The organism is Vreelandella lutescens (genome assembly GCF_014640815.1).
GTDB classification, from domain to species: Bacteria; Pseudomonadota; Gammaproteobacteria; order Pseudomonadales; family Halomonadaceae; genus Vreelandella; species Vreelandella lutescens.
In genome coordinates, this window is the sequence record NZ_BMHM01000003.1 from 408,850 (window position 1) to 427,214 (window position 18,365).

Annotated in this window: 14 protein-coding genes; 10 read left to right on the forward strand and 4 right to left on the reverse strand. The window is 56.2% G+C overall.

Annotated features, from left to right (window positions below; translation table 11 throughout):
* Positions 1 to 24: 24 nt before the first annotated feature.
* From IEW65_RS09420 to IEW65_RS09430, 3 genes are all read right to left on the reverse strand, one after another.
* The gene (locus tag IEW65_RS09420; RefSeq protein WP_188639220.1) at positions 25 to 1,407 is read right to left on the reverse strand and encodes an NAD-dependent succinate-semialdehyde dehydrogenase; all 1,383 of its coding nucleotides are present in this window, start codon (positions 1,405 to 1,407) and stop codon (positions 25 to 27) included.
* A gap of 232 nt (positions 1,408 to 1,639) precedes the next feature.
* Positions 1,640 to 2,263, reverse strand: coding sequence for a peptide-methionine (S)-S-oxide reductase MsrA (gene msrA / locus IEW65_RS09425; RefSeq protein ID WP_188639221.1), 624 nt, complete (start codon positions 2,261 to 2,263; stop codon positions 1,640 to 1,642).
* Positions 2,264 to 2,336: 73 nt separating this feature from the next.
* The gene (locus IEW65_RS09430) at positions 2,337 to 3,245 is read right to left on the reverse strand and encodes a LysR family transcriptional regulator (protein ID WP_188639222.1); all 909 of its coding nucleotides are present in this window, start codon (positions 3,243 to 3,245) and stop codon (positions 2,337 to 2,339) included.
* 138 nt (positions 3,246 to 3,383) lie between these two features.
* Here IEW65_RS09430 and IEW65_RS09435 point away from each other — a divergent pair, with 138 nt between their 5' ends.
* From IEW65_RS09435 to IEW65_RS09480, 10 genes are all read left to right on the forward strand, one after another.
* Positions 3,384 to 4,895, forward strand: coding sequence for a CoA-acylating methylmalonate-semialdehyde dehydrogenase (locus IEW65_RS09435; RefSeq protein WP_188639223.1), 1,512 nt, complete (start codon positions 3,384 to 3,386; stop codon positions 4,893 to 4,895).
* A gap of 27 nt (positions 4,896 to 4,922) precedes the next feature.
* Positions 4,923 to 6,602, forward strand: coding sequence for a GMC family oxidoreductase (locus IEW65_RS09440; protein WP_188639224.1), 1,680 nt, complete (start codon positions 4,923 to 4,925; stop codon positions 6,600 to 6,602).
* A 190-nt stretch (positions 6,603 to 6,792) separates the two neighbouring features.
* Positions 6,793 to 6,999 carry a cold-shock protein gene (locus IEW65_RS09445; RefSeq protein WP_054641278.1) on the forward strand — a complete coding sequence of 69 codons (207 nt, stop codon included), beginning with the start codon at positions 6,793 to 6,795 and terminating at the stop codon, positions 6,997 to 6,999.
* Positions 7,000 to 7,794: 795 nt separating this feature from the next.
* On the forward strand, positions 7,795 to 9,564 hold the full coding sequence (locus IEW65_RS09450; RefSeq protein ID WP_188639225.1) for an SLC13 family permease: 1,770 nt from the start codon (positions 7,795 to 7,797) through the stop codon (positions 9,562 to 9,564).
* A gap of 72 nt (positions 9,565 to 9,636) precedes the next feature.
* On the forward strand, positions 9,637 to 10,302 hold the full coding sequence (locus IEW65_RS09455) for an alpha/beta hydrolase (protein ID WP_188639226.1): 666 nt from the start codon (positions 9,637 to 9,639) through the stop codon (positions 10,300 to 10,302).
* A gap of 103 nt (positions 10,303 to 10,405) precedes the next feature.
* Positions 10,406 to 11,065, forward strand: coding sequence for a DUF4040 domain-containing protein (locus IEW65_RS09460; protein WP_308421459.1), 660 nt, complete (start codon positions 10,406 to 10,408; stop codon positions 11,063 to 11,065).
* Positions 11,062 to 12,552, forward strand: a complete 1,491-nt coding sequence (locus IEW65_RS09465; RefSeq protein WP_188639228.1) for a complex I subunit 5 family protein — start codon at positions 11,062 to 11,064, stop codon at positions 12,550 to 12,552. The genes IEW65_RS09460 and IEW65_RS09465 overlap by 4 nt, the downstream gene beginning before the upstream one ends.
* Positions 12,549 to 14,054: a complex I subunit 5 family protein gene (locus tag IEW65_RS09470; protein ID WP_188639229.1), complete on the forward strand. Its 1,506-nt coding sequence runs from the start codon at positions 12,549 to 12,551 to the stop codon at positions 14,052 to 14,054. Before IEW65_RS09465 ends, IEW65_RS09470 begins: the two co-directional genes overlap by 4 nt.
* Positions 14,051 to 15,820, forward strand: a complete 1,770-nt coding sequence (locus IEW65_RS09475; RefSeq protein WP_188639230.1) for a complex I subunit 5 family protein — start codon at positions 14,051 to 14,053, stop codon at positions 15,818 to 15,820. The genes IEW65_RS09470 and IEW65_RS09475 overlap by 4 nt, the downstream gene beginning before the upstream one ends.
* Positions 15,820 to 16,848: a YihY/virulence factor BrkB family protein gene (locus IEW65_RS09480; RefSeq protein ID WP_229755524.1), complete on the forward strand. Its 1,029-nt coding sequence runs from the start codon at positions 15,820 to 15,822 to the stop codon at positions 16,846 to 16,848. The genes IEW65_RS09475 and IEW65_RS09480 overlap by 1 nt, the downstream gene beginning before the upstream one ends.
* A gap of 67 nt (positions 16,849 to 16,915) precedes the next feature.
* Here the strand turns inward: IEW65_RS09480 and IEW65_RS09485 are convergent, their stop codons facing one another.
* On the reverse strand, positions 16,916 to 18,325 hold the full coding sequence (locus IEW65_RS09485; RefSeq protein ID WP_188639232.1) for a PhoH family protein: 1,410 nt from the start codon (positions 18,323 to 18,325) through the stop codon (positions 16,916 to 16,918).
* Positions 18,326 to 18,365 lie beyond the last annotated feature (40 nt).

Genomic DNA, 18,365 nt, shown 5'->3' on the forward strand with positions numbered 1-18,365 from the left:
CGTGAGCCGATGGGCTTGGCGATGTTAGCTTTGCACCACAATCACCGATTTGGCGTTGACGAACTCATGCATCCCAAAGCCGCCGTGCTCACGGCCGTAGCCGGAATCTTTCACGCCGCCAAACGGCATTTCAGGCGTTGCCACACCAAAGCCATTGATAAACACCATGCCGGTATCGAAATACTTGCTGGCAAGCTCGGTGGCGCGCTTCACGTCTTTGGAGATGATGCCGCCGCCTAAGCCGTAGCGGCTGTCGTTGGCGATGCGCATGGCGTCTTCATCATCTTTGGCACGAATCAGCGCGGCGACCGGGCCAAACAGCTCGTCGTCGTAGGCAGGCTGGCCGGGAGTGACTTTATCCAGCACGGTCACCGGGTAGAATGCCCCTTTACCTTCAGGCTTTTTACCGCCGCAGAGGATTGTCGCACCTTTACGCACGCTCTCTTCCACCTGCTCGTGAAGGCCGTCACGAAGATCGACACGGGCCATCGGGCCTAGGTCGCTATCCTCTTTGGTCGGGTCGCCCGCTTTTAAGTCCTTCATGCGGGCCACGTAGCGCTCTTTGAACGCTTCGTAATTCTTTTCGGTGACCACAAAGCGTTTTGCCGCTACGCAGGTTTGGCCGCCGTTAAATATCCGACCGGTCACACAGGTGTCGACCGCAACGTCTAGGTCGGCATCGTCCAGCACCAAGTAGGCATCGTTGGAGCCCAGTTCCAGTACCGTCTTTTTCAGGTGCTCGGCGGCTTTGGCGGCCACTTTGCGGCCAGCGCCGTCGCTGCCGGTTAAGGTCACGCCACGCACGGCTTTATGGGCGATGACAGTGTCGGACACATCGTGTGAAATCACCAGCGTACGGAAGACGTTTTCCGGCAGGCCCGCTTCGCGGTAGATTTTTTCCAGCAGCAGGCCGCTGCCTGTCACGTTTTCAGCGTGTTTTAGCAGCACGCTGTTGCCCGCCATAATATTGGCGATGGAGTAGCGCACCACTTGGTAAGCAGGGAAGTTCCACGGCTGAATGCCGTAAATCACGCCCATGGGGGAGTAGGTAACAATACCGCGCTCGCCGTTACCGGGTTTGCGCTCTTCATCGGCCAGCTTAGTGGGGCCATGTTCGGCGGTGTAGTCACAAATGCCGACGCAGAGATCCACTTCCTGGCGCGCTTGCGAGGGCAGCTTGCCCATCTCTTTGACCATCAGGTCGGCAAGCTCTTCTTTATGCGCGTTCATTGCTTCGCCAATCGCTTTCACCACCTTGGCGCGGTGCTCTAGCGGCTTGAGCCGCCAATCTAAAAACGCCTCATGACTAGCCTCGACTACCTGCTTGGCCTGGCTTTCATCCATCAGCGTGTAGGTCTCAAGCGTTTCGCCGGTGGTCGGGTTCACTGTCGTAATGGTGTTGCTCATAAGATCTCCTATCTTTAGATCAACGGGGCGTTCAATCAAGTAGAGCAGTCCTTTAGCCGACTGGTCTATTAATGCTGACTTTCTACCTTAGTAGAAAAATGGCGTTTTGCCCAAATGAATGATTCGCCTTTCAATAAAGCTACTGATGGGGCAGGGCGCACTGGAAATCGTTCCATAAAAAAACGCCAAGGCGAATTAATCGCCTTGGCGTTTTGAGGCTAACGGGGTGAGATTACTCGAAAGTAGGGCCGCCCGCTTCTTCGCCCCATACTTCTTCTAGGCGATCATCCCGGCCGCAGCTCAGGCGGTAGAACTGGTAGCGCAGCGGATTTTTCTGGTAGTAATCCTGATGGTACTCCTCTGCGGTCCAAAACTCGCTGGCGGGCAGGATGTCGGTCGTGATCTCTTGATCAAACCTCGCTTCCAACTCGGCTTTTGAGGCTTCCGCTAATTGCCGCTCTTCATCGTTGCTGTAGAAAATGGCCGAGCGGTATTGGTCACCGCTATCGCAAAACTGACGGTTGACGGCGAAGGGGTCTATGTTGCGCCAGAAAATCTCCAGAAGCTGTTCGTAGCTAATCTGGGTGTCGTCGTACTCGATTTGTACGACTTCTATATGGCCGGTGCCGCCACGGGAGATCTGCTCGTAAGTGGGGTTCTCAAGCTCACCGCCCATGTAGCCAGAAATAGTGGCGCTCACGCCCACCTGTTTATCGTAAGGAGGCTCCATGCACCAGAAACAGCCGCCGGCAAAGGTGGCCTCTGCATTAGACTGCGCTTGAAGCGATGCGCTTGCAAAACCGGCAGCGGCCATCACGCACAGCGTTAAGGGGCGGATATGGGGAAATCGGATCATTACAAACACTCCGGTGGAGGTGGCGAGTCAAAGCTCGTTATTGAGTCCATTAGTGTGGAGAGGTTCCGCTTCCTTACAGCGACCTTAAACGATGCGGCCACACCGTATCGAGCGTGTCTAGCGCGGCTTTAATCGTGGGCTCGGTGGCACGGTCGCAGCGCCAGATCAGGCTTAATGCACAGGGCAGGCGAACGTTGTCCGCCACTGCTAAGCCGCTCTCCTGGCGTTCGGCCATGGCCAGGGCGTCTCGCGCTAGGCTCAGGCCCACGCCTGCACGTACTAAATCCAGCATACACGCCTCTTGGTCGACCTGGGCAACGCGGTTTGGGGTCGCACCGCTATCGGCCAGCGCCCGCTTGAGTAGTCGCGAGTGCGCCGACACGGTGGGGGTCACAATCCAGGGCAGTTGCGCAAGCGCCTCCCAGCGGGTATCAGCGAGTTTGGCTTCCCAGCCCGGCGGTGCCACCACGTGGTAGTGAAAGTGGGTTAACTCCCGCCACGCCAGAGCGCTATTGCCGGTGCCTTCGCCGGGCGGGGCGAGAAAAAAGCCGACATCCAACTCCCCCTGCTCCACGCTGCCCAATACGTTGCCGCTCATGCCGTGGTGAAGCTCGGTTTCCAGCTGTGGCGCACGGGCCATCAAGCGGCTGAGAAAATCGCCCAAGCGAATAAATTCCGGGTCAACAATGGTGCCAATACGCAGCTTGCCGCGCAGCGTGCTGTGTAACGCGCTGGCGCTCTGCTCAAAGGCCAGGGCGCTGGCCAGGGCATTTTCAGCGGCAGGCAGCAGGGCGTAACCATCGGCGGTGAGCGTTAACCCTTGCGGGCGACGGGTAAACAGCGTTAAGCCCAGATGCTGCTGTAGTTGCTTCAACTTTAGGCTAACCGCGGGCTGGGTCAGATGGAGCTGCTCGGCCGCCCTTGAGACGCTGCCGGTGTGGGCAACGGCCACAAAGGCCCGCAGCGTGGCGTACTCCTGCATAGTGGTGAACCTTCATTGTTATGTTATTAGCGAAGCTTATATCTAGGTTAAAAATTACTCAATTGCTTGGCCTGTTGGGCGGGGTAGTCTAGTGGTCATTCTCCGATCACTTAAGCTTTTGTTATAAAGGTAGCGACAATGACAACCAACGCCATCCATCACTTTATTAACGGCCAACGCAGCGAAGGTACTTCCGGCAGCACCCAGGATGTCTTCAACCCCGCCACCGGGCAGGTCACCGGCCGCGTTGCCCTGGCTTCGGCCGCCGATGTGGACACTGCCGTGCAAGCCGCCCAGGCGGCATTCCCCGCCTGGGCCGATACGCCGCCCATTCGCCGCGCTCGGGTCATGTTCAAATTCCTGGAGCTGCTAAACGCCAATAAAGACGCCCTGGCGGAAGCAATCACCAAAGAGCACGGCAAGGTATTTACCGATGCCCAGGGCGAAGTGGCACGGGGTATTGATATTGTCGAGTTTGCCTGCGGCATTCCCCAGCTATTAAAGGGTGATTACACCGAGCAGGTTAGCACCGGTATTGATAACTGGACCGTGCGCCAGCCGCTGGGCGTGGTCGCCGGTATTACGCCGTTCAACTTCCCGGCGATGGTACCCATGTGGATGTTCCCCATCGCTATTGCCGCCGGTAATACCTTTATTCTCAAACCTAGCCCGTTGGACCCTAGCGCCTCGCTGATGATCGCGGATCTGTTAACGCAGGCAGGCCTGCCCGCTGGCGTGTTCAACGTGGTGCAAGGCGATAAAGACTCCGTTGAGGCACTGATTGATCACCCTCATGTTAAAGCGCTGTCGTTTGTCGGCTCCACGCCGATTGCCAACTCGATTTACGAGCGCGGTGCCAAGCACGGTAAGCGCGTGCAGGCACTGGGTGGCGCGAAAAACCATATGGTCGTGATGCCGGATGCCCATCTGGATAAAGCGGTGGATGCGTTAATTGGTGCAGCCTACGGCAGTGCGGGCGAGCGCTGCATGGCGATTAGCGTGGCCGTGCTGGTAGGCGATGTGGCCGATAAAGTGGTGCCGATGCTCACCGAGCGTGCCAAGGCGCTGAAAGTCAAAGATGGCATGCAGCTGGATGCAGAAATGGGGCCCATCGTGACCCGCCAGGCGCACCAGCGGATTACCGGCTACATCGAAAAGGGCGTGGCGGAAGGCGCACAGCTTATCGTCGATGGCCGTGGGTTTGATAGCACCCAAGCGGGCGAGAGCTGTGCAGACGGCTTCTGGATGGGCGGCACGCTGTTCGACCACGTCACGCCGGAGATGACTATCTATAAAGAGGAGATCTTTGGCCCGGTGCTGGTGTGCGTGCGCGTGCCGGATGTGGCGACCGCCATTCAACTGATCAACGACCATGAGTTTGGCAACGGGGTGAGCTGCTTTACCGAAAGCGGCAGCGTTGCCCGGGAATTTGGCCGCCGTATTCAGGTGGGCATGGTCGGCATCAACGTACCGATTCCGGTGCCTATGGCGTGGCACGGTTTTGGCGGCTGGAAGCGCTCGCTGTTTGGCGATACTCACGCGTATGGCGAAGAGGGCGTGCGCTTCTACACCAAACAGAAGTCGATCATGCAGCGCTGGTCGGACTCCATCGACGCGGGTGCTGAGTTTGTGATGCCGACGGCGAAGTAACGCCTGACCGTTACGGGAGCCAAGCCCATGCCAACTAATACAACCACCTATCCCACCGCAGAGGCATTTGATTACATCGTGATTGGCGCAGGCACCGCAGGGTGCCTGATGGCCAATCGGCTGAGCGCCGACCCCAATAATCGGGTGCTGCTGATTGAGGCGGGCGGTCGGGATAACTACCACTGGATTCATATTCCAGTGGGCTACCTTTATTGCATCAATAACCCGCGCACCGACTGGCTGTTTCGTACTGAGCCGGACAAGGGGCTTAATGGCCGCTCGCTGATCTACCCCCGAGGGAAAACCCTGGGGGGCTGCTCCAGCATCAACGGCATGATCTACATGCGCGGCCAAGCGCGGGATTACAACCACTGGGCGGAGGTTACCGGTAGCGACGAGTGGCGCTGGGAGAACTGCCTGCCGGACTTTATCAAACACGAAAACCACTACCGGCTGGATGAAGGCAGCGACGGTGATGAGACTCACCGCGCTTTTCATGGCCACGGCGGCGAGTGGCGGGTTGAGAAGCAGCGCCTGAAATGGGAAGTGCTGGATGACTTTGCCGAAGCAGCGGTTCAGGCCGGTATTCCTCGCACTGAAGATTTCAACCGCGGTAGTAATGAAGGGGTTGCCTATTTTGAGGTGAACCAGCGCGATGGCTGGCGCTGGAATACCGCTAAAGCGTTCTTGCGCAGTGCTCTAAAGCGGGACAACCTGACGCTTTGGCACTCGACCCAGGTGAATCGGCTCTGCTTTGATGAGGAGCAGCCAACGCTTCGTTGCACTGGGGTAGAAGTGGTGCGCAGCGGTAAGCCCCAGCGTGTTCAGGCGAGCAAAGAAGTGGTGCTGTGTGCGGGGGCCATTGGCTCGCCCCACCTTTTGCAGCTGTCGGGCATCGGGCCTGCTGAGCATCTGCGTGAGCACGGCATTGAGGTGGTGCACGACCTGCCTGGGGTGGGCGAAAACCTGCAAGATCACCTCCAGATTCGCTCGGTGTATCGTGTCAGTAATGCCAAAACGCTCAATGCTATTGCCAGTACGCTGTGGGGCAAGGCGGGGATTGGCTGGGAGTATGTGACCAAGCGCACCGGGCCGATGAGCATGGCGCCTTCGCAGCTCGGCGCGTTTACCCGCAGTTCTGACGATCAGCCGTACCCCAATATTCAGTATCACGTGCAGCCGCTCAGCCTAGAAGCTTTCGGGCAGCCGCTGCATCCGTATCCGGCCATTACGGCGAGCGTATGCAACTTGAACCCTACCAGCCGAGGAACGGTGCGTTTGAAAAGCGCCGACCCGCGTCAGGCACCAGCGATTTCGCCGAACTACCTCAGCACGCCAGAAGACCGCAAAGTGGCCGCTGACTCGCTGAGGGTGACTCGGCGTATCGCCGAACAGCCTGCCTTTGCTAAGTATTCGCCTGAAGAAGTAAAGCCGGGCGTTGAGTATCAAACGGATGACGAGTTAACGCGGTTAGCCGGGGATATTGGTACAACGATTTTTCACCCGGTAGGCACCACGCGGATGGGGAGAAGCGATGACCCTATGGCGGTGGTAGATGCAAAACTGCGGGTGCGCGGGGTGGCCGGACTGCGAATAGCCGATGCAGGCGTGATGCCCACCATCACCAGTGGAAACACCAATTCGCCCACGTTAATGATCGCCGAAAAGGCCGCTGGATGGATTTTTAATGAAAATTCATTGCATTGACATTTTTTTTCATCATAGTGTTGACGTGCGGCTTGGTTAAGCGCATGCTGAATGCAGTTGGTTAGCAAGTCGAACGTTGTCAGCAGTATCGAAACGCTCTAGCGTTGAGTCTGGTGAAAGTTTCTTGTTCTACCCACTGCAACTCGGGTATTACCCGGCTCTACATTAAGCTCTATCGAGGATTTCGATCATGGCAACTGGTACCGTTAAGTGGTTTAACGACACTAAAGGCTTCGGCTTCATTTCTCCGGACGACAATGGCGACGACCTGTTCGCGCACTTCTCCGAAATTCAAGCTGACGGCTTCAAAACTCTGCAAGACGGCCAGAAGGTTTCCTTCGACGTCACCCAGGGTAAAAAAGGCCTTCAGGCTTCCAACATCAAAGTTCTGGGTTAATTCCAGCTTGATGTTCGCCGCTAACACCTGATGTTAGTGAGCTAGAAAAACCCCGCCTTGAGCGGGGTTTTTTGTTTGTGGATTATTATCTGACTCACACCTCACACCTCACACCTCACACCTCACACCTCACACCTCACACCTCACACCTCACACCTCACACCTCACACCTCACACCTCACACCTCACACCTCACACCTCACACCTCACACCTCACACCTCACACCTCACACCTCACACCTCACACCTCACACCTCACACCTCACACCTCACACCTCACACCTCACACCTCACACCTCACACCTCACACCTCACACCTCACACCTCACACCTCACACCTCACACCTCACACCTCACACCTCACACCTCACACCTCACACCTCACACCTCACACCTCACACCTCACACCTCACACCTCACACCTCACACCTCACACCTCACACCTCACACCTCACACCTCACACCTCACACCTCACACCTCACACCTCACACCTCACACCTCACACCTCACACCTCACACCTCACACCTCACACCTCACACCTCACACCTCACACCTCACACCTCACACCTCACACCTCACACCTCACACCTCACACCTCACACCTCACACCTCACACCTCACACCTCACACCTCACACCTCACACCTCACACCTCACACCTCACACGAATATTCTTTTTTGTTCTTACTGTGTTTCTAAAAATAACTTTTTAGAATATCCGGCAGGCGGCACAATGCTCCCGGTACTTTCTTGTTTAGACGGTTATTAAGACTCGCTATGAAGGACGCAGGGTTATGTCGCTGGATGCTTGGATTGCAGTAGGGGTAGTGCTCACGATTTTTCCGCTGATGGCGCTTTCACGCCTGGGCCCCGATATTATTTTGATGGGCGCGGTGGTGGTGCTGATGACGCTTGGCGTGATTGACCCTCAGCAGGCGCTGGGCGGGTTTTCCAATAGCGGCCTGTTTACTGTGGCTTTTATGTACGTGCTGGTGGCCAGTATTCGTGAAACCGGCGGCATCGATCTGATTATTCGCTATGTGCTGGGGCGGCCTGCCAGCGAGCGAGGTGCACTTGCGCGCTTGCTATTGCCCGTCGCATCGCTCAGCGGCTTTCTTAATAACACGCCGGTCGTGGCGACGTATATTCCTGCCGTCATGAGCTGGAGTCGCCGTATTCGACTCTCTCCACAGCGCTTGCTGATGCCACTTAGCTTTGCCTCTATTTTGGGCGGCACGATCACGCTGTTTGGCACCAGTACAAACTTAGTGGTGCATGGGCTGCTGATTGAACGCTATCCTGATTTGGCCATGGGGTTATTCGATTTGGCGTGGGTAGGGCTTCCGGTGGCGGTAGCAGGGTTGGCTTACCTGATCATCCTTGGTCCACGTTTATTGCCCGCACGCGAAGGAATGGCAAAAGCGTTTGCCAACCCTCGGGAGTTCACCATTGAGATGGAGGTGGATCCCGCCGGCGTGTTGGTTGATCGTACGGTGGAAGAGGCCGGGTTGCGGCACCTTCAGGAACTGTTCTTGGTTGAAATTGAGCGGGCCGGTAACGTGGTGAGCGTCGTGGGGCCAGGAGAGCAGCTAAAAGGCGGTGACCGCCTCGTCTTTGTGGGCACATCAGATGCTGCTGTGGAGCTTCAACAGATCCGTGGGCTGATCCCTTCACGGGATGGGGCCTCCAGTCTGGAGAAAGAGTTTAAAGAGCGTCGTTTAGTCGAGGCGGTGGTCTCTAGCCAGTGCCAATTTATCGGACAGCGTATCCGCGATGGGCGTTTTAGAACGCTCTACGGTGCTGCCGTGTTGGCCATTTGCCGTGGCGGTGAGCGGGTCAAAGGGAACCTCGGCCAGGTTCGCTTGCAGCCTGCTGACGTACTGCTGCTAGAGGCACGTCCACCTTTTATCGAGCGTCATCGGCAGTCAAAAGATTTCCTGTTGATCAGCGAGTTAAACGGCTCTGCACGACCTATCCACGAGAAAGCGCCGCTGGCCTGGGGTATTTTGCTGGGTGCCGTGCTGCTGGCCGCGATTGGCGTATTAAGTATGCTAAACGCCGCTATGCTGGGGGCTGCGATGGTGCTGCTGACGGGCTGTTGTTCGGTAGGTGCCGCTAAGCGCGGTTTGGACACCCAGGTGCTATTAACGATTGCCGCCTCGTTTGGAGTAGGAGCTGCGCTGCAATCCTCTGGGGCGGCAGATGTCATCGCGGGCAATGTGTTGTCACTGGTGGCAGGAAACCCGTGGCTACTGCTGGTTGGCACCTACTGCGTGGTGGCGCTACTCACGGAGCTGGTGACCAACAACGCTGCGGCGGTGATTATTTTTCCCGTGGTGATGGCGGCTGCTGAAAGCCTTGGGGTCAGCCCTATGCCGTTTGTGGTGGCGGTCATGTTTGCCGCCTCGGCAAGCTTCCTGACCCCGATTGGTTATCAAACCAACTTGATGGTGTATGGCCCTGGTGGCTACCGGATAAGTGACTTTCTGCGCGTTGGCGGTGGTTTGAATGTGTTGACCGGCATGATCGCAGTTGCACTGATTCCTTTCGTCTGGCCGTTTTAAGCAGGTTATCACTCGCCCCCTGCGCTGCTTTACGCTAGGGTGGCGCTTTTAATATCAGCAAGGAAAAAGCCCATGACAGCCCCAGGCGAACTGATTATTGAGCCGAAAAATGGTCAACCCGCCGATGCGTGCGTGTTTATTATTCATGGTTTAGGTGCCGATGGGCACGACTTTGAGCCTCTGGTGCCCGCCTTGGCACTGCCAGATAATGCCCATATTCGCTTTATTATGCCCCATGCGCCCCGCCTGCCGGTGACCATTAACGGTGGCATGGTGATGCCTGCATGGTATGACATTCTGGCTATGGATTTGGGGCGCCGGGTCGATGAAACTCAGCTTAAAAAATCCGCCGAGCGTATCCAGGCGCTGATTCAAGAACAGATCGATCAAGGTATCGACAGCCAGCGCATCATCGTCGCCGGCTTCTCTCAAGGCGGCGCGGTAGCGTACCAGGCCGCGCTATCGTTCCCTCAGCCACTAGGCGGGCTGCTGGCAATGTCGACCTACTTTGCCACTGCCGATAGCATTGAGCTTGCCGAGGCTAATCGTCAGCTGCCGATTGATGTTCATCACGGTAACTTCGACCCTATTGTGCCTGAAACACTAGGGCGTAGTGGCGTTGAGCGTTTGAAAACCATGGGCTACAGCGTTAACTATCGCCAGTACCCGATGGCCCATGCGCTTTGCCCTCAGCAGGTCAATGATATCGGTAAGTGGCTGAGCGAGCGGCTGATCTGATAGAAGAGTGCGGTAGGCGTGAGGCGTCTTTGATAGTACGCTGCTGCTACTAATAGCCAAGGCAAGGGACAGGCGAAGTCACATGATATCGTCTATCAATACTATGGAAAGTGGGCTAGCGGTGTGTCTGCTGGTCATCGCAATCGCGTGCTTATTTGACCGCCACTTATTAAGGGCTTGCTGGCTCTTGATACTGTTTGCACTCCTTATGAGTGTTGCTTGGTGGTATCTAAACGCTCCGTGGTTGGCTCTCGTGGAAGTGGTATTAGGTGGGGTGCTGACCGGAGGTAGTTTCTTATACGCCTTACGTAACCTGCCTAGTCAACGCAGCCCTATCGTCCGCTATGATCATACTCAGGTGGGTTGGAGCCATCGCATTACTCGCGTGCTGCTAACCGTTGCCTGGAGCCTGATGCTGGGCGTTGCCATCCAGTTTTTATTGCCTGATATGGCGCTGTCACTCACCGAACATCCGCTTATTTTAGCCGCTGTTGTGATCGTTTCGGTGGGTATGGGGGCGTTTGCCCTCCATCGTCACCTGCTGCGCCGTTTGATGGCGTTTAATGTACTTGGATCGGGTGTCTTCCTAATGCTAGCAGGCATGGCAGACACCCGGCCTAGTTCGCAGGCGCTCATAAGCGTTGGGCTCGTCATTGCTTGGTTGGGCTCGCTATTAGGGGTTTTGTTAATACGCCGTTTAGTGGAGCAGGAGGGCAGCGTTGCCCTTGACGGTGAGCAATCTTCCACGAGGTTGCCTTCATGATGTGGCGTTTTGGCTTGTACGACCCTTCGTTTGATCCGTTGTGGATGACTCACTGGGCGCTGGCAGGCGCGCTGCTTCTACCTATCATGGCTGGTTTGCTGGGGGCTATATTCCGGCCATCTCGTGCATTACCGGTGGTATTGGCATGCATGCCCATTTTAGTAGCGGGTGTGCTCATGGTGATCGATTATCAACAAGCTGGCTTGCTGCGCTGGCAGTGGGTGATAGGGGATATTGAGTTCACGCTGCGCTTTAGTGGCCTGAGTGCCTTGATGTTATTGATTACCCAATGGACCGCCGCCGCCGTTGCCATGTATACGCCCGGTTATTTGCGATTAACCTACCCGGATCTTAACAATCGCTGGATCTGGCCGTTAATGGGACTACTGGTCAGTGCGCTTTCCCTGATTTGGCTCGCGGCGGATCTTTTAACGCTGTATGCCGCCTTGGAGATTATGGGGCTGGCGGCTGTGGGCATGCTGTTGTTATCGGGCAAACCTGCTGCTTTAAAGGCGGGAATGCGCTATCTCCTCCTAGCGCTCGTCGGTTCACTCGCCTTTTTGCTGGGGATAGCACTGTTATTGAGCCAATGGGGGTCGCTCAACTTAGCGGTGCTTGTTGAACTGGTGGAGCAAGAGCCTATTACCTGGGTGGCGGCCGCATTGATGGGGGCGGGGCTTGCCTTAAAGGCTGCGTTATTTCCTTTGCATGGCTGGTTAACCCCAGTGCATGAAAATGCTTGGACGCCCGTCAGTGCACTGCATGCAGCGTTAGTCATTAAGGCCTCGTTATATATTTTAATCCTGCTGTGGAGCATCCTGCTTCCTGAAACGTTGTTGGCTCCTCGGCTGATAGCGTGGTTAGGCATGCTGGCGATTGTTTGGGGAGGGCTAGTGGCGTGGCGAGCTGATTCGCTGAAAACGTTAATTGCTTCTTCCACCGTGGGACAACTGGGTTATTTGATGGTGGCCTTTCCGCTGCTGTTAGGGCCAGGAATCGCCCCCCTGCCTCTGGCGCTTGCATGGGACGGGTTTTGGTTACATTTAATGGGGCATGCGTTGGCCAAAGCCGCCATGTTTATGGCGGCAGGAAATTTAATCATTGCCACGGGTGAAAGTTCGCTTAACGCTTTGGCAGGTACCAGTCGCCGGTTGCCGCTTTCCCTGCTTATTTTTGGAATTGCGTCCGTCACCCTAATGGGGCTACCACCCAGTGCAGGATTTACGGCGAAGTGGCTCTTGCTTCAATCCATGGTGCTAACTCAACAATGGGTCGCCGTTGCGGCACTAATGGCAGGCACACTCTTGACGGCTGCGTACGTGTTTCGTGTGTTTCGCTACTCATTTGATGAAACGGCTCCACGTCACGACTATCAGCCGCTCGCTCCCGGCATGGATCTGATCGCCCTTTGTTTGGCGGTAGCGGCCTTGGCGTTGGGCTTGCTGGCCCATTTGCCGCTGGCGCTGCTGCATGGAGGTGGAGCATGAACGCGGCATGGTTACCACTGATGACGCTGGCGACGTCTCTATTCGCGGCGGTGGCGATTTTTTCACTACCGGAAGAGGCTCGGCGGGTTCGTACGAGCATCAACTTGCTGGCTGCTGTCAGTAAAATCGTCCTGGTGACGTTGATGGTTGGGCGTGTCTCAGAAGGTTATGAAGATACCTTTAGCTTTCAAATCGTGGGTGGCGTCGATTTTGTGCTGCGGGCAGACGCGTTGGGCGTTATGTTTGCGGGCCTCTCGTCGCTGCTATGGCTGTGTACCACGATCTACGCCATTGGTTACTTAGAAGGGGCGGCCAATCGTAAGCGTTTCTTCGGCTTTTTCAGTTTGTGCGTTACCAGTACGCTAGGGATTGCCCTGTCGGGAAACCTGTTCACCTTCCTGATTTTTTACGAAATGCTCACGCTGTCTACCTACCCGCTGGTGGTGCATTCTGGGACAGCGAAGGCGTTAGCAGCAGGGCGGGTATATTTGCGTTACACCCTGACGGCGGGCGTGGTGCTACTGCTAGGCGTTGTCCTGCTGTACAGCTTAACGAACGATCACTCCTTCGCGTCCGAGCAAGGCTTGTCGCCCTACTTGGATGATCACCGTGGGTTGCTCACCCTCATTTTTGCTTTGCTGGTAGGCGGCCTGGCCGTTAAGGCGGCGATGGTGCCGCTGCATGGCTGGCTGCCTAGAGCCATGGTAGCGCCAGCGCCGGTGAGTGCATTGTTGCATGCCGTTGCCGTGGTTAAAGCCGGTGCGTTTGGCATTTTGCGCGTCATTTATGATTTATATGGGATTGAGCTGAGCGTCGAGCTAGGTGTCACCACCGTGCTGGCCATTGCGGCATCTATCACCATTATTTATGGGTCGCTGCGGGCTATCGCCCAAGAGGAGTTAAAGCCACGTTTGGCGTTTTCAACTATCAGCCAAGTCTCCTATGTGGTGCTAGGCGTTAGTTTGTTTGGGCCCTTTGGCACGATAGGGGCGCTGGCGCATTTGCTTCATCAAGGCCTTATGAAAGTGACTCTGTTTTTCTGTGCCGGTAATTATGCGGAGGAGCTGGGCATTCACCGTATTGATGAAATGGATGGTGCAGGCAAACGTATGCCATTGACCAGCTTCGCTTTTACGGTAGGTGCACTGGGCATGATCGGTTTGCCGCCAATCGCTGGCTTCATCACTAAATGGTACCTAGGTATCGGTGCTATCCAGGCAGAGATGTATTGGGTCGTCGCGGTGTTAGTCGCAAGCAGTACCTTGAATGCCATCTATTTTCTACCCATCCTGCATCGTCTTTGGTTCCGTGAAGGCCCTGCGCACGGAAAAGGTCAGTGGCCTAAAGAGCAGCGGTTGGGGCGGCTGGAAACCCACGGGTGGTTATTGTGGCCCGCGGTATTTACGGCGGTTATTAGTATCGGTGCTGGCTTATTGGCGGGGCTGCCCTTTAGCCCACTTGACTGGGCGACGCGCGTCGCCGTTGGGGAGTATCTGCCATGAGTTCACTGCTGTTAGCTGTGGCCTTACTTTGGCCGCTTGTTGTGGCAGGCAGCACGGTATGGTGCGCTTACCAAGTGCCCGCGCATCAACGCAATTACGTGTCGATGCTGTGGGTAAGCGCTGCTTGGCCTGCTTTATTGTTAGCGTATGTGGGCGAATTCCAGTGGACAATCAATGCCTGGATGTTAGGCGGTTACTGGGAGTTGAACGCGCTTAGCCGACCGTGGTTAGCCTTCACCGCTCTGCTGTGGAGTATTGCGGCGTTCCACGCGCGGGGTTACTTCGCTGGCGAGCAGCGTCAGGCCCAAGCGGGAGACGCCAACGCTCAGCGGCGTTTACAGCGGTTAACCTTATTTTGGCCGTTAACCCTGTTAGGGAACCTTCTGCTCATTATTGCCCAGGATATTGCCAGTTTTTATCTTGGTTTTGCGCTGATGACATTCGCCGCGTATGCGCTGGTTGTTCATAACGGCAGCCCTGCTGCGACATTGGGGGCCAAAGCCTATCTGGTATTAGCAGTCATCGGCGAAGGCCTGATATTGGGCGGCTTTCTTTGGGCCGCAGGCACCTCGGATACGCTAACGCTCAAAGGCGTGCGCGACACCCTGGCAAGCGCCGACCATGGCGTGTGGATGGCGCTGTTACTGTGGCTAGGTTTAGGAGTGAAGGCTGGGGTCATCGGCCTGCATGTTTGGCTGCCGTTGGCCCACCCAGTGGCACCGGCACCCGCCAGCGCTGTTCTTAGTGGAGCAATGATTAAGGCGGGCTTGTTGGGCTGGCTAAACGTACTGCCGCTGGGCGCGCAGGGGCTCTCTCCCGAGATGACACAACTTGGCAATATTATTTTGGTGGCAGGCTTTGCAGCGGCGTTTGGCGCTGCTCTTTACGGCGTTTGGCAGCAACACCCCAAGGCAGTTTTGGCTTACTCCAGCATCAGTCAGATGGGAATGCTGACAGCGCTGGTAGGAGTAGGATTAGTGACACCCAGCGTGTGGGCGACACTGCTGCCTGCCGTTATTTTATTTGCAGGCCACCATGCGTTAGCCAAGGGGGCACTGTTTATGGGAACCAGCGTGAGTGAGCATATGCCCAAGTGGCCCTCCCCGCTGCTGTTTCTTTTGATCGCGCTGCCCGGCATATCGCTGACGGGGGCACTAGCTGCGGGAATGTTCAGTAAGTGGGGCGTGAAACATGCCCTCTATGAATTCGAGCAAGAGCGCATCATCCTGCTGTTAACCTGGGCGGCCATTGGGACCGCGGCACTTGTCACTGCCTGTGTTTGGCGACAATGGCAACAGCGGCACCAAGGTGGTAGCGATTCGTTTCAGTGGGGTGCGTGGCTAGTGGCGCTACTCGCTGCGCTAGTAACGCCGCTTTGGCTGCCGCTGCCCGAGGCAAGCGTGATAGCTCCTCCCTTAAAAGAGTGGGTAGGGATTATATGGCCCTTCCCGGTGGGGGTGCTGAGTGTGGTGGTGTTGATGCTGGCGTTGCGTCGTTCTGCCATTTCACCACCTCCGTCCGGCGATTTGTGGTGGGTGTATAGCCCCGTCGCCATTATCTGCATAAGCACCGCACGTTCAGTAGCGGGGCTATGTGGAAAGGGTAAGGCAACCTCCGTTGCGCTGGCACTGAAAAGTGAGCGCGCTGTCATGGGAGGATTACTACGCGGACTTCAAGCGGAGGCATGGATGCGTCAGCATGGCGGAGGGCTGATGATGGCGTTAGCCGTTCTCCTTGCGCTGTTACTAATGTGGGAGGGGCTGTAGTGGGCCAACAAGCAAAACAGCCATCACGCCAGCGTGGGCGACAGGCCGATACGCCAAACGATATTCCCAAGCGGGGCTGGCAGGATATTGCTTGGCGGGTAGTGCGCGCAGCTCGCCGAGATAGAATCACCATGTTTGCAGCGGGCGTCGCCTTTTATGCCCTGCTAGCGCTGTTTCCGACGATTGCGGCGGTGATTTCTTTGTGGGGGTTGCTGTTCGACCCGGTAGAAGCGGGACGACAGCTCTATACCATTAGCCGCTTTATGCCGCCGGATGCTGCCAACCTGATTGATCAACAGGCGCAAGAGGTGGTGGAGAGTACCGAGTCTGGCAATGTCATGACGGCTTTGGGGGGGCTGTTGGTCGCCATGTTTATTGCCTCAAAAGGGGTGTCGGTATTAGTGATAGGGCTAAACGCGGTGTACGGCGAACAGGAGAAACGACCGCTACTGTACCGCGCCCTGGTACTGGTCTCGCTGACCTTTGGTTTAATTGGTATGACGCTTGTTTCATTGGGTTTTATTGCTGTCGTGCCGGTGGTGGTAGATCGATTGCTAATTGATCCACCGTTGGATCGAGTACTGCAGTGGCTACGCTGGCCTGCGCTGTTAGTGTTGATGAGTTTACTGATTGCGCTGTTATACCGATTTGCCCCCTATCGCCGTTCACCGCAGTGGCGCTGGCTGAGTTACGGCACGCTGTTGGCGACATTGATGTGGCTGTTGGGCTCCGGTGGCCTCTCGCTCTATGTGCGCTATTTTTCGACCTTTAGCGAGCTATATGGCTCGTTAGGGGCGGTTGTCGCGCTAATGCTGTGGTTTTGGCTCTCAGCGTTTGTCGTACTATTTGGTGCAGAGCTTAACTGTGAGATGGAGCGGCAAACCTGCCACGACACCACCATTGGTACGGTGCGCCCCTTGGGAGAGCGTGAAGCCTTTGCCGCTGACACCATTGGCGTTGAAAACCCTTGGAATAAAGAGTCGCCCGGTAGTGCTCCCGACGATAGCCAGCGCCGCCCGAGTGAGTAAGCGCGTAACGCATGGCCGCCCAGCAGGGCTGGGCGGCGTGAGCGTAAGTGAAATAGGCCTGTAGGTGTTACAGCAGCTCCTCGGCGGCCAGCGCCAAACGGGAGCGTTCAACGCTTTTCAAAGTGATATGCCCGGCGTGGGGCCAGTCTCTAAACCGTTCCACCACCGCGGCCATACCGCAGGTGTTAGCGGTGAGGTAGGGCGTGTCGATCTGCCCAACGTTGCCTAGGCAGACAATCTTGGTGTTGCGTCCGGCACGGGTCACCAGCGATTTAAGCTGTTTAGGTGTGAAGTTTTGCGCCTCATCGATAATTAAAAAGGTGTCGTTTAACGTGCGCCCGCGCATAAAGCTCGGCGAGCGAATTTGTACCCGCGACCCTATAAGCTGCCGGGTGGCTCCGTTGTCCCAGCTGGATTCGCCCTCTTCGTTACGCAGCAGGTTATCCATATTGTCGTGGAAGGCACCCATCCACGGCGACATTTTCTCCTCTTCGGTACCCGGCAGAAAGCCAATATCCTCCCCCATGGGAATCGGTGCGCGGGTAAACACAATGCGTTCAAAGCGCTTTGCATCCAGGGTTTGCTGGAAGGCGGCGGCCAAGGTCATAAAGGTTTTACCGGTGCCCGCATTACCGGCAATAGTGACAAGATCAATCTCGGGGTCCATCAGTAGGTTGAGGGTGAAGTTCTGGCGGCTGTCGTGGGCATGAACGCCCCACACACCGGCATGGTGGCGATAGTTAGTGAGCAGCTGAAGCCGGGCAGAGGAGGGCGATAGTTCGCGCACAATAGCCTCGAACTCAGCGCCATTTTCGCTATCAGAGACCAGCATGCCCACGTGCCAGTGGCGGGGCATATTACCGCTAAGTTGATAGAAGTGATGGTGGCCAACGCGCTCAACAGTGACCTCAACGTTGAGCGCTTCCCATAGCGAGGCGCCATCTTGCCCTGCTTGGGCGTACACCTGCGCGCCTTCAATCATCGCATCGCTATCAGAGAAGGCGCGGTCGTTCAGGTAGTCCTCCACCGGTACTTTCAGGGCGGCGGCTTTTACCCTTAGGTTAATGTCTTTGGTGATGAGAATGACCGAGGCATCCGGGCGTTCGTCACGCAGGCGGCAGGTTTCTGCCAGAATTCGGTTGTCGGGGCTATCGTCTAGCGAGTCGAACGGCTTTAAATCGTTGTAGCACAAGAAGTGCAGGCGGCCGGATTCTCCACTGATGCGGGGAATGGGGATGCCTTTTTGAATCTCATCGAAAGTGACTTGGTTAGTGAGGTCGGAAAGCGTGCGGCTAATTTGCCGTGCCGTACGGGCGATTTCTCGGATGCCATTTTTGTGCTTGTCCAGCTCTTCAAGCACGGTCATGGGGATAACCACATCATGCTCATCAAAATGATAGAGCGCGGCGGGGTCGTGGATCAGGACATTCGTGTCTAGGACATACAGCCTAGTCGCTTTCTTATCGAGTCGTACCATCGCGGAAACTACTCCTTGGTTGACGGCAACATCGACACTG

Excerpts from the sequence above, each read along its gene's own strand:
- IEW65_RS09420 (WP_188639220.1), bottom strand. The coding sequence starts at position 1,407 with ATGAGCAACACCATTACGACAGTGAACCCGACCACCGGCGAAACGCTT.
- msrA (WP_188639221.1), bottom strand. The coding sequence starts at position 2,263 with ATGATCCGATTTCCCCATATCCGCCCCTTAACGCTGTGCGTGATGGCC.
- IEW65_RS09430 (WP_188639222.1), bottom strand. The coding sequence starts at position 3,245 with ATGCAGGAGTACGCCACGCTGCGGGCCTTTGTGGCCGTTGCCCACACC.
- IEW65_RS09435 (WP_188639223.1), top strand. The coding sequence starts at position 3,384 with ATGACAACCAACGCCATCCATCACTTTATTAACGGCCAACGCAGCGAA.
- IEW65_RS09440 (WP_188639224.1), top strand. The coding sequence starts at position 4,923 with ATGCCAACTAATACAACCACCTATCCCACCGCAGAGGCATTTGATTAC.
- IEW65_RS09445 (WP_054641278.1), top strand. The coding sequence starts at position 6,793 with ATGGCAACTGGTACCGTTAAGTGGTTTAACGACACTAAAGGCTTCGGC.
- IEW65_RS09450 (WP_188639225.1), top strand. The coding sequence starts at position 7,795 with ATGTCGCTGGATGCTTGGATTGCAGTAGGGGTAGTGCTCACGATTTTT.
- IEW65_RS09455 (WP_188639226.1), top strand. The coding sequence starts at position 9,637 with ATGACAGCCCCAGGCGAACTGATTATTGAGCCGAAAAATGGTCAACCC.
- IEW65_RS09460 (WP_308421459.1), top strand. The coding sequence starts at position 10,406 with ATGGAAAGTGGGCTAGCGGTGTGTCTGCTGGTCATCGCAATCGCGTGC.
- IEW65_RS09465 (WP_188639228.1), top strand. The coding sequence starts at position 11,062 with ATGATGTGGCGTTTTGGCTTGTACGACCCTTCGTTTGATCCGTTGTGG.
- IEW65_RS09470 (WP_188639229.1), top strand. The coding sequence starts at position 12,549 with ATGAACGCGGCATGGTTACCACTGATGACGCTGGCGACGTCTCTATTC.
- IEW65_RS09475 (WP_188639230.1), top strand. The coding sequence starts at position 14,051 with ATGAGTTCACTGCTGTTAGCTGTGGCCTTACTTTGGCCGCTTGTTGTG.
- IEW65_RS09485 (WP_188639232.1), bottom strand. The coding sequence starts at position 18,325 with ATGGTACGACTCGATAAGAAAGCGACTAGGCTGTATGTCCTAGACACG.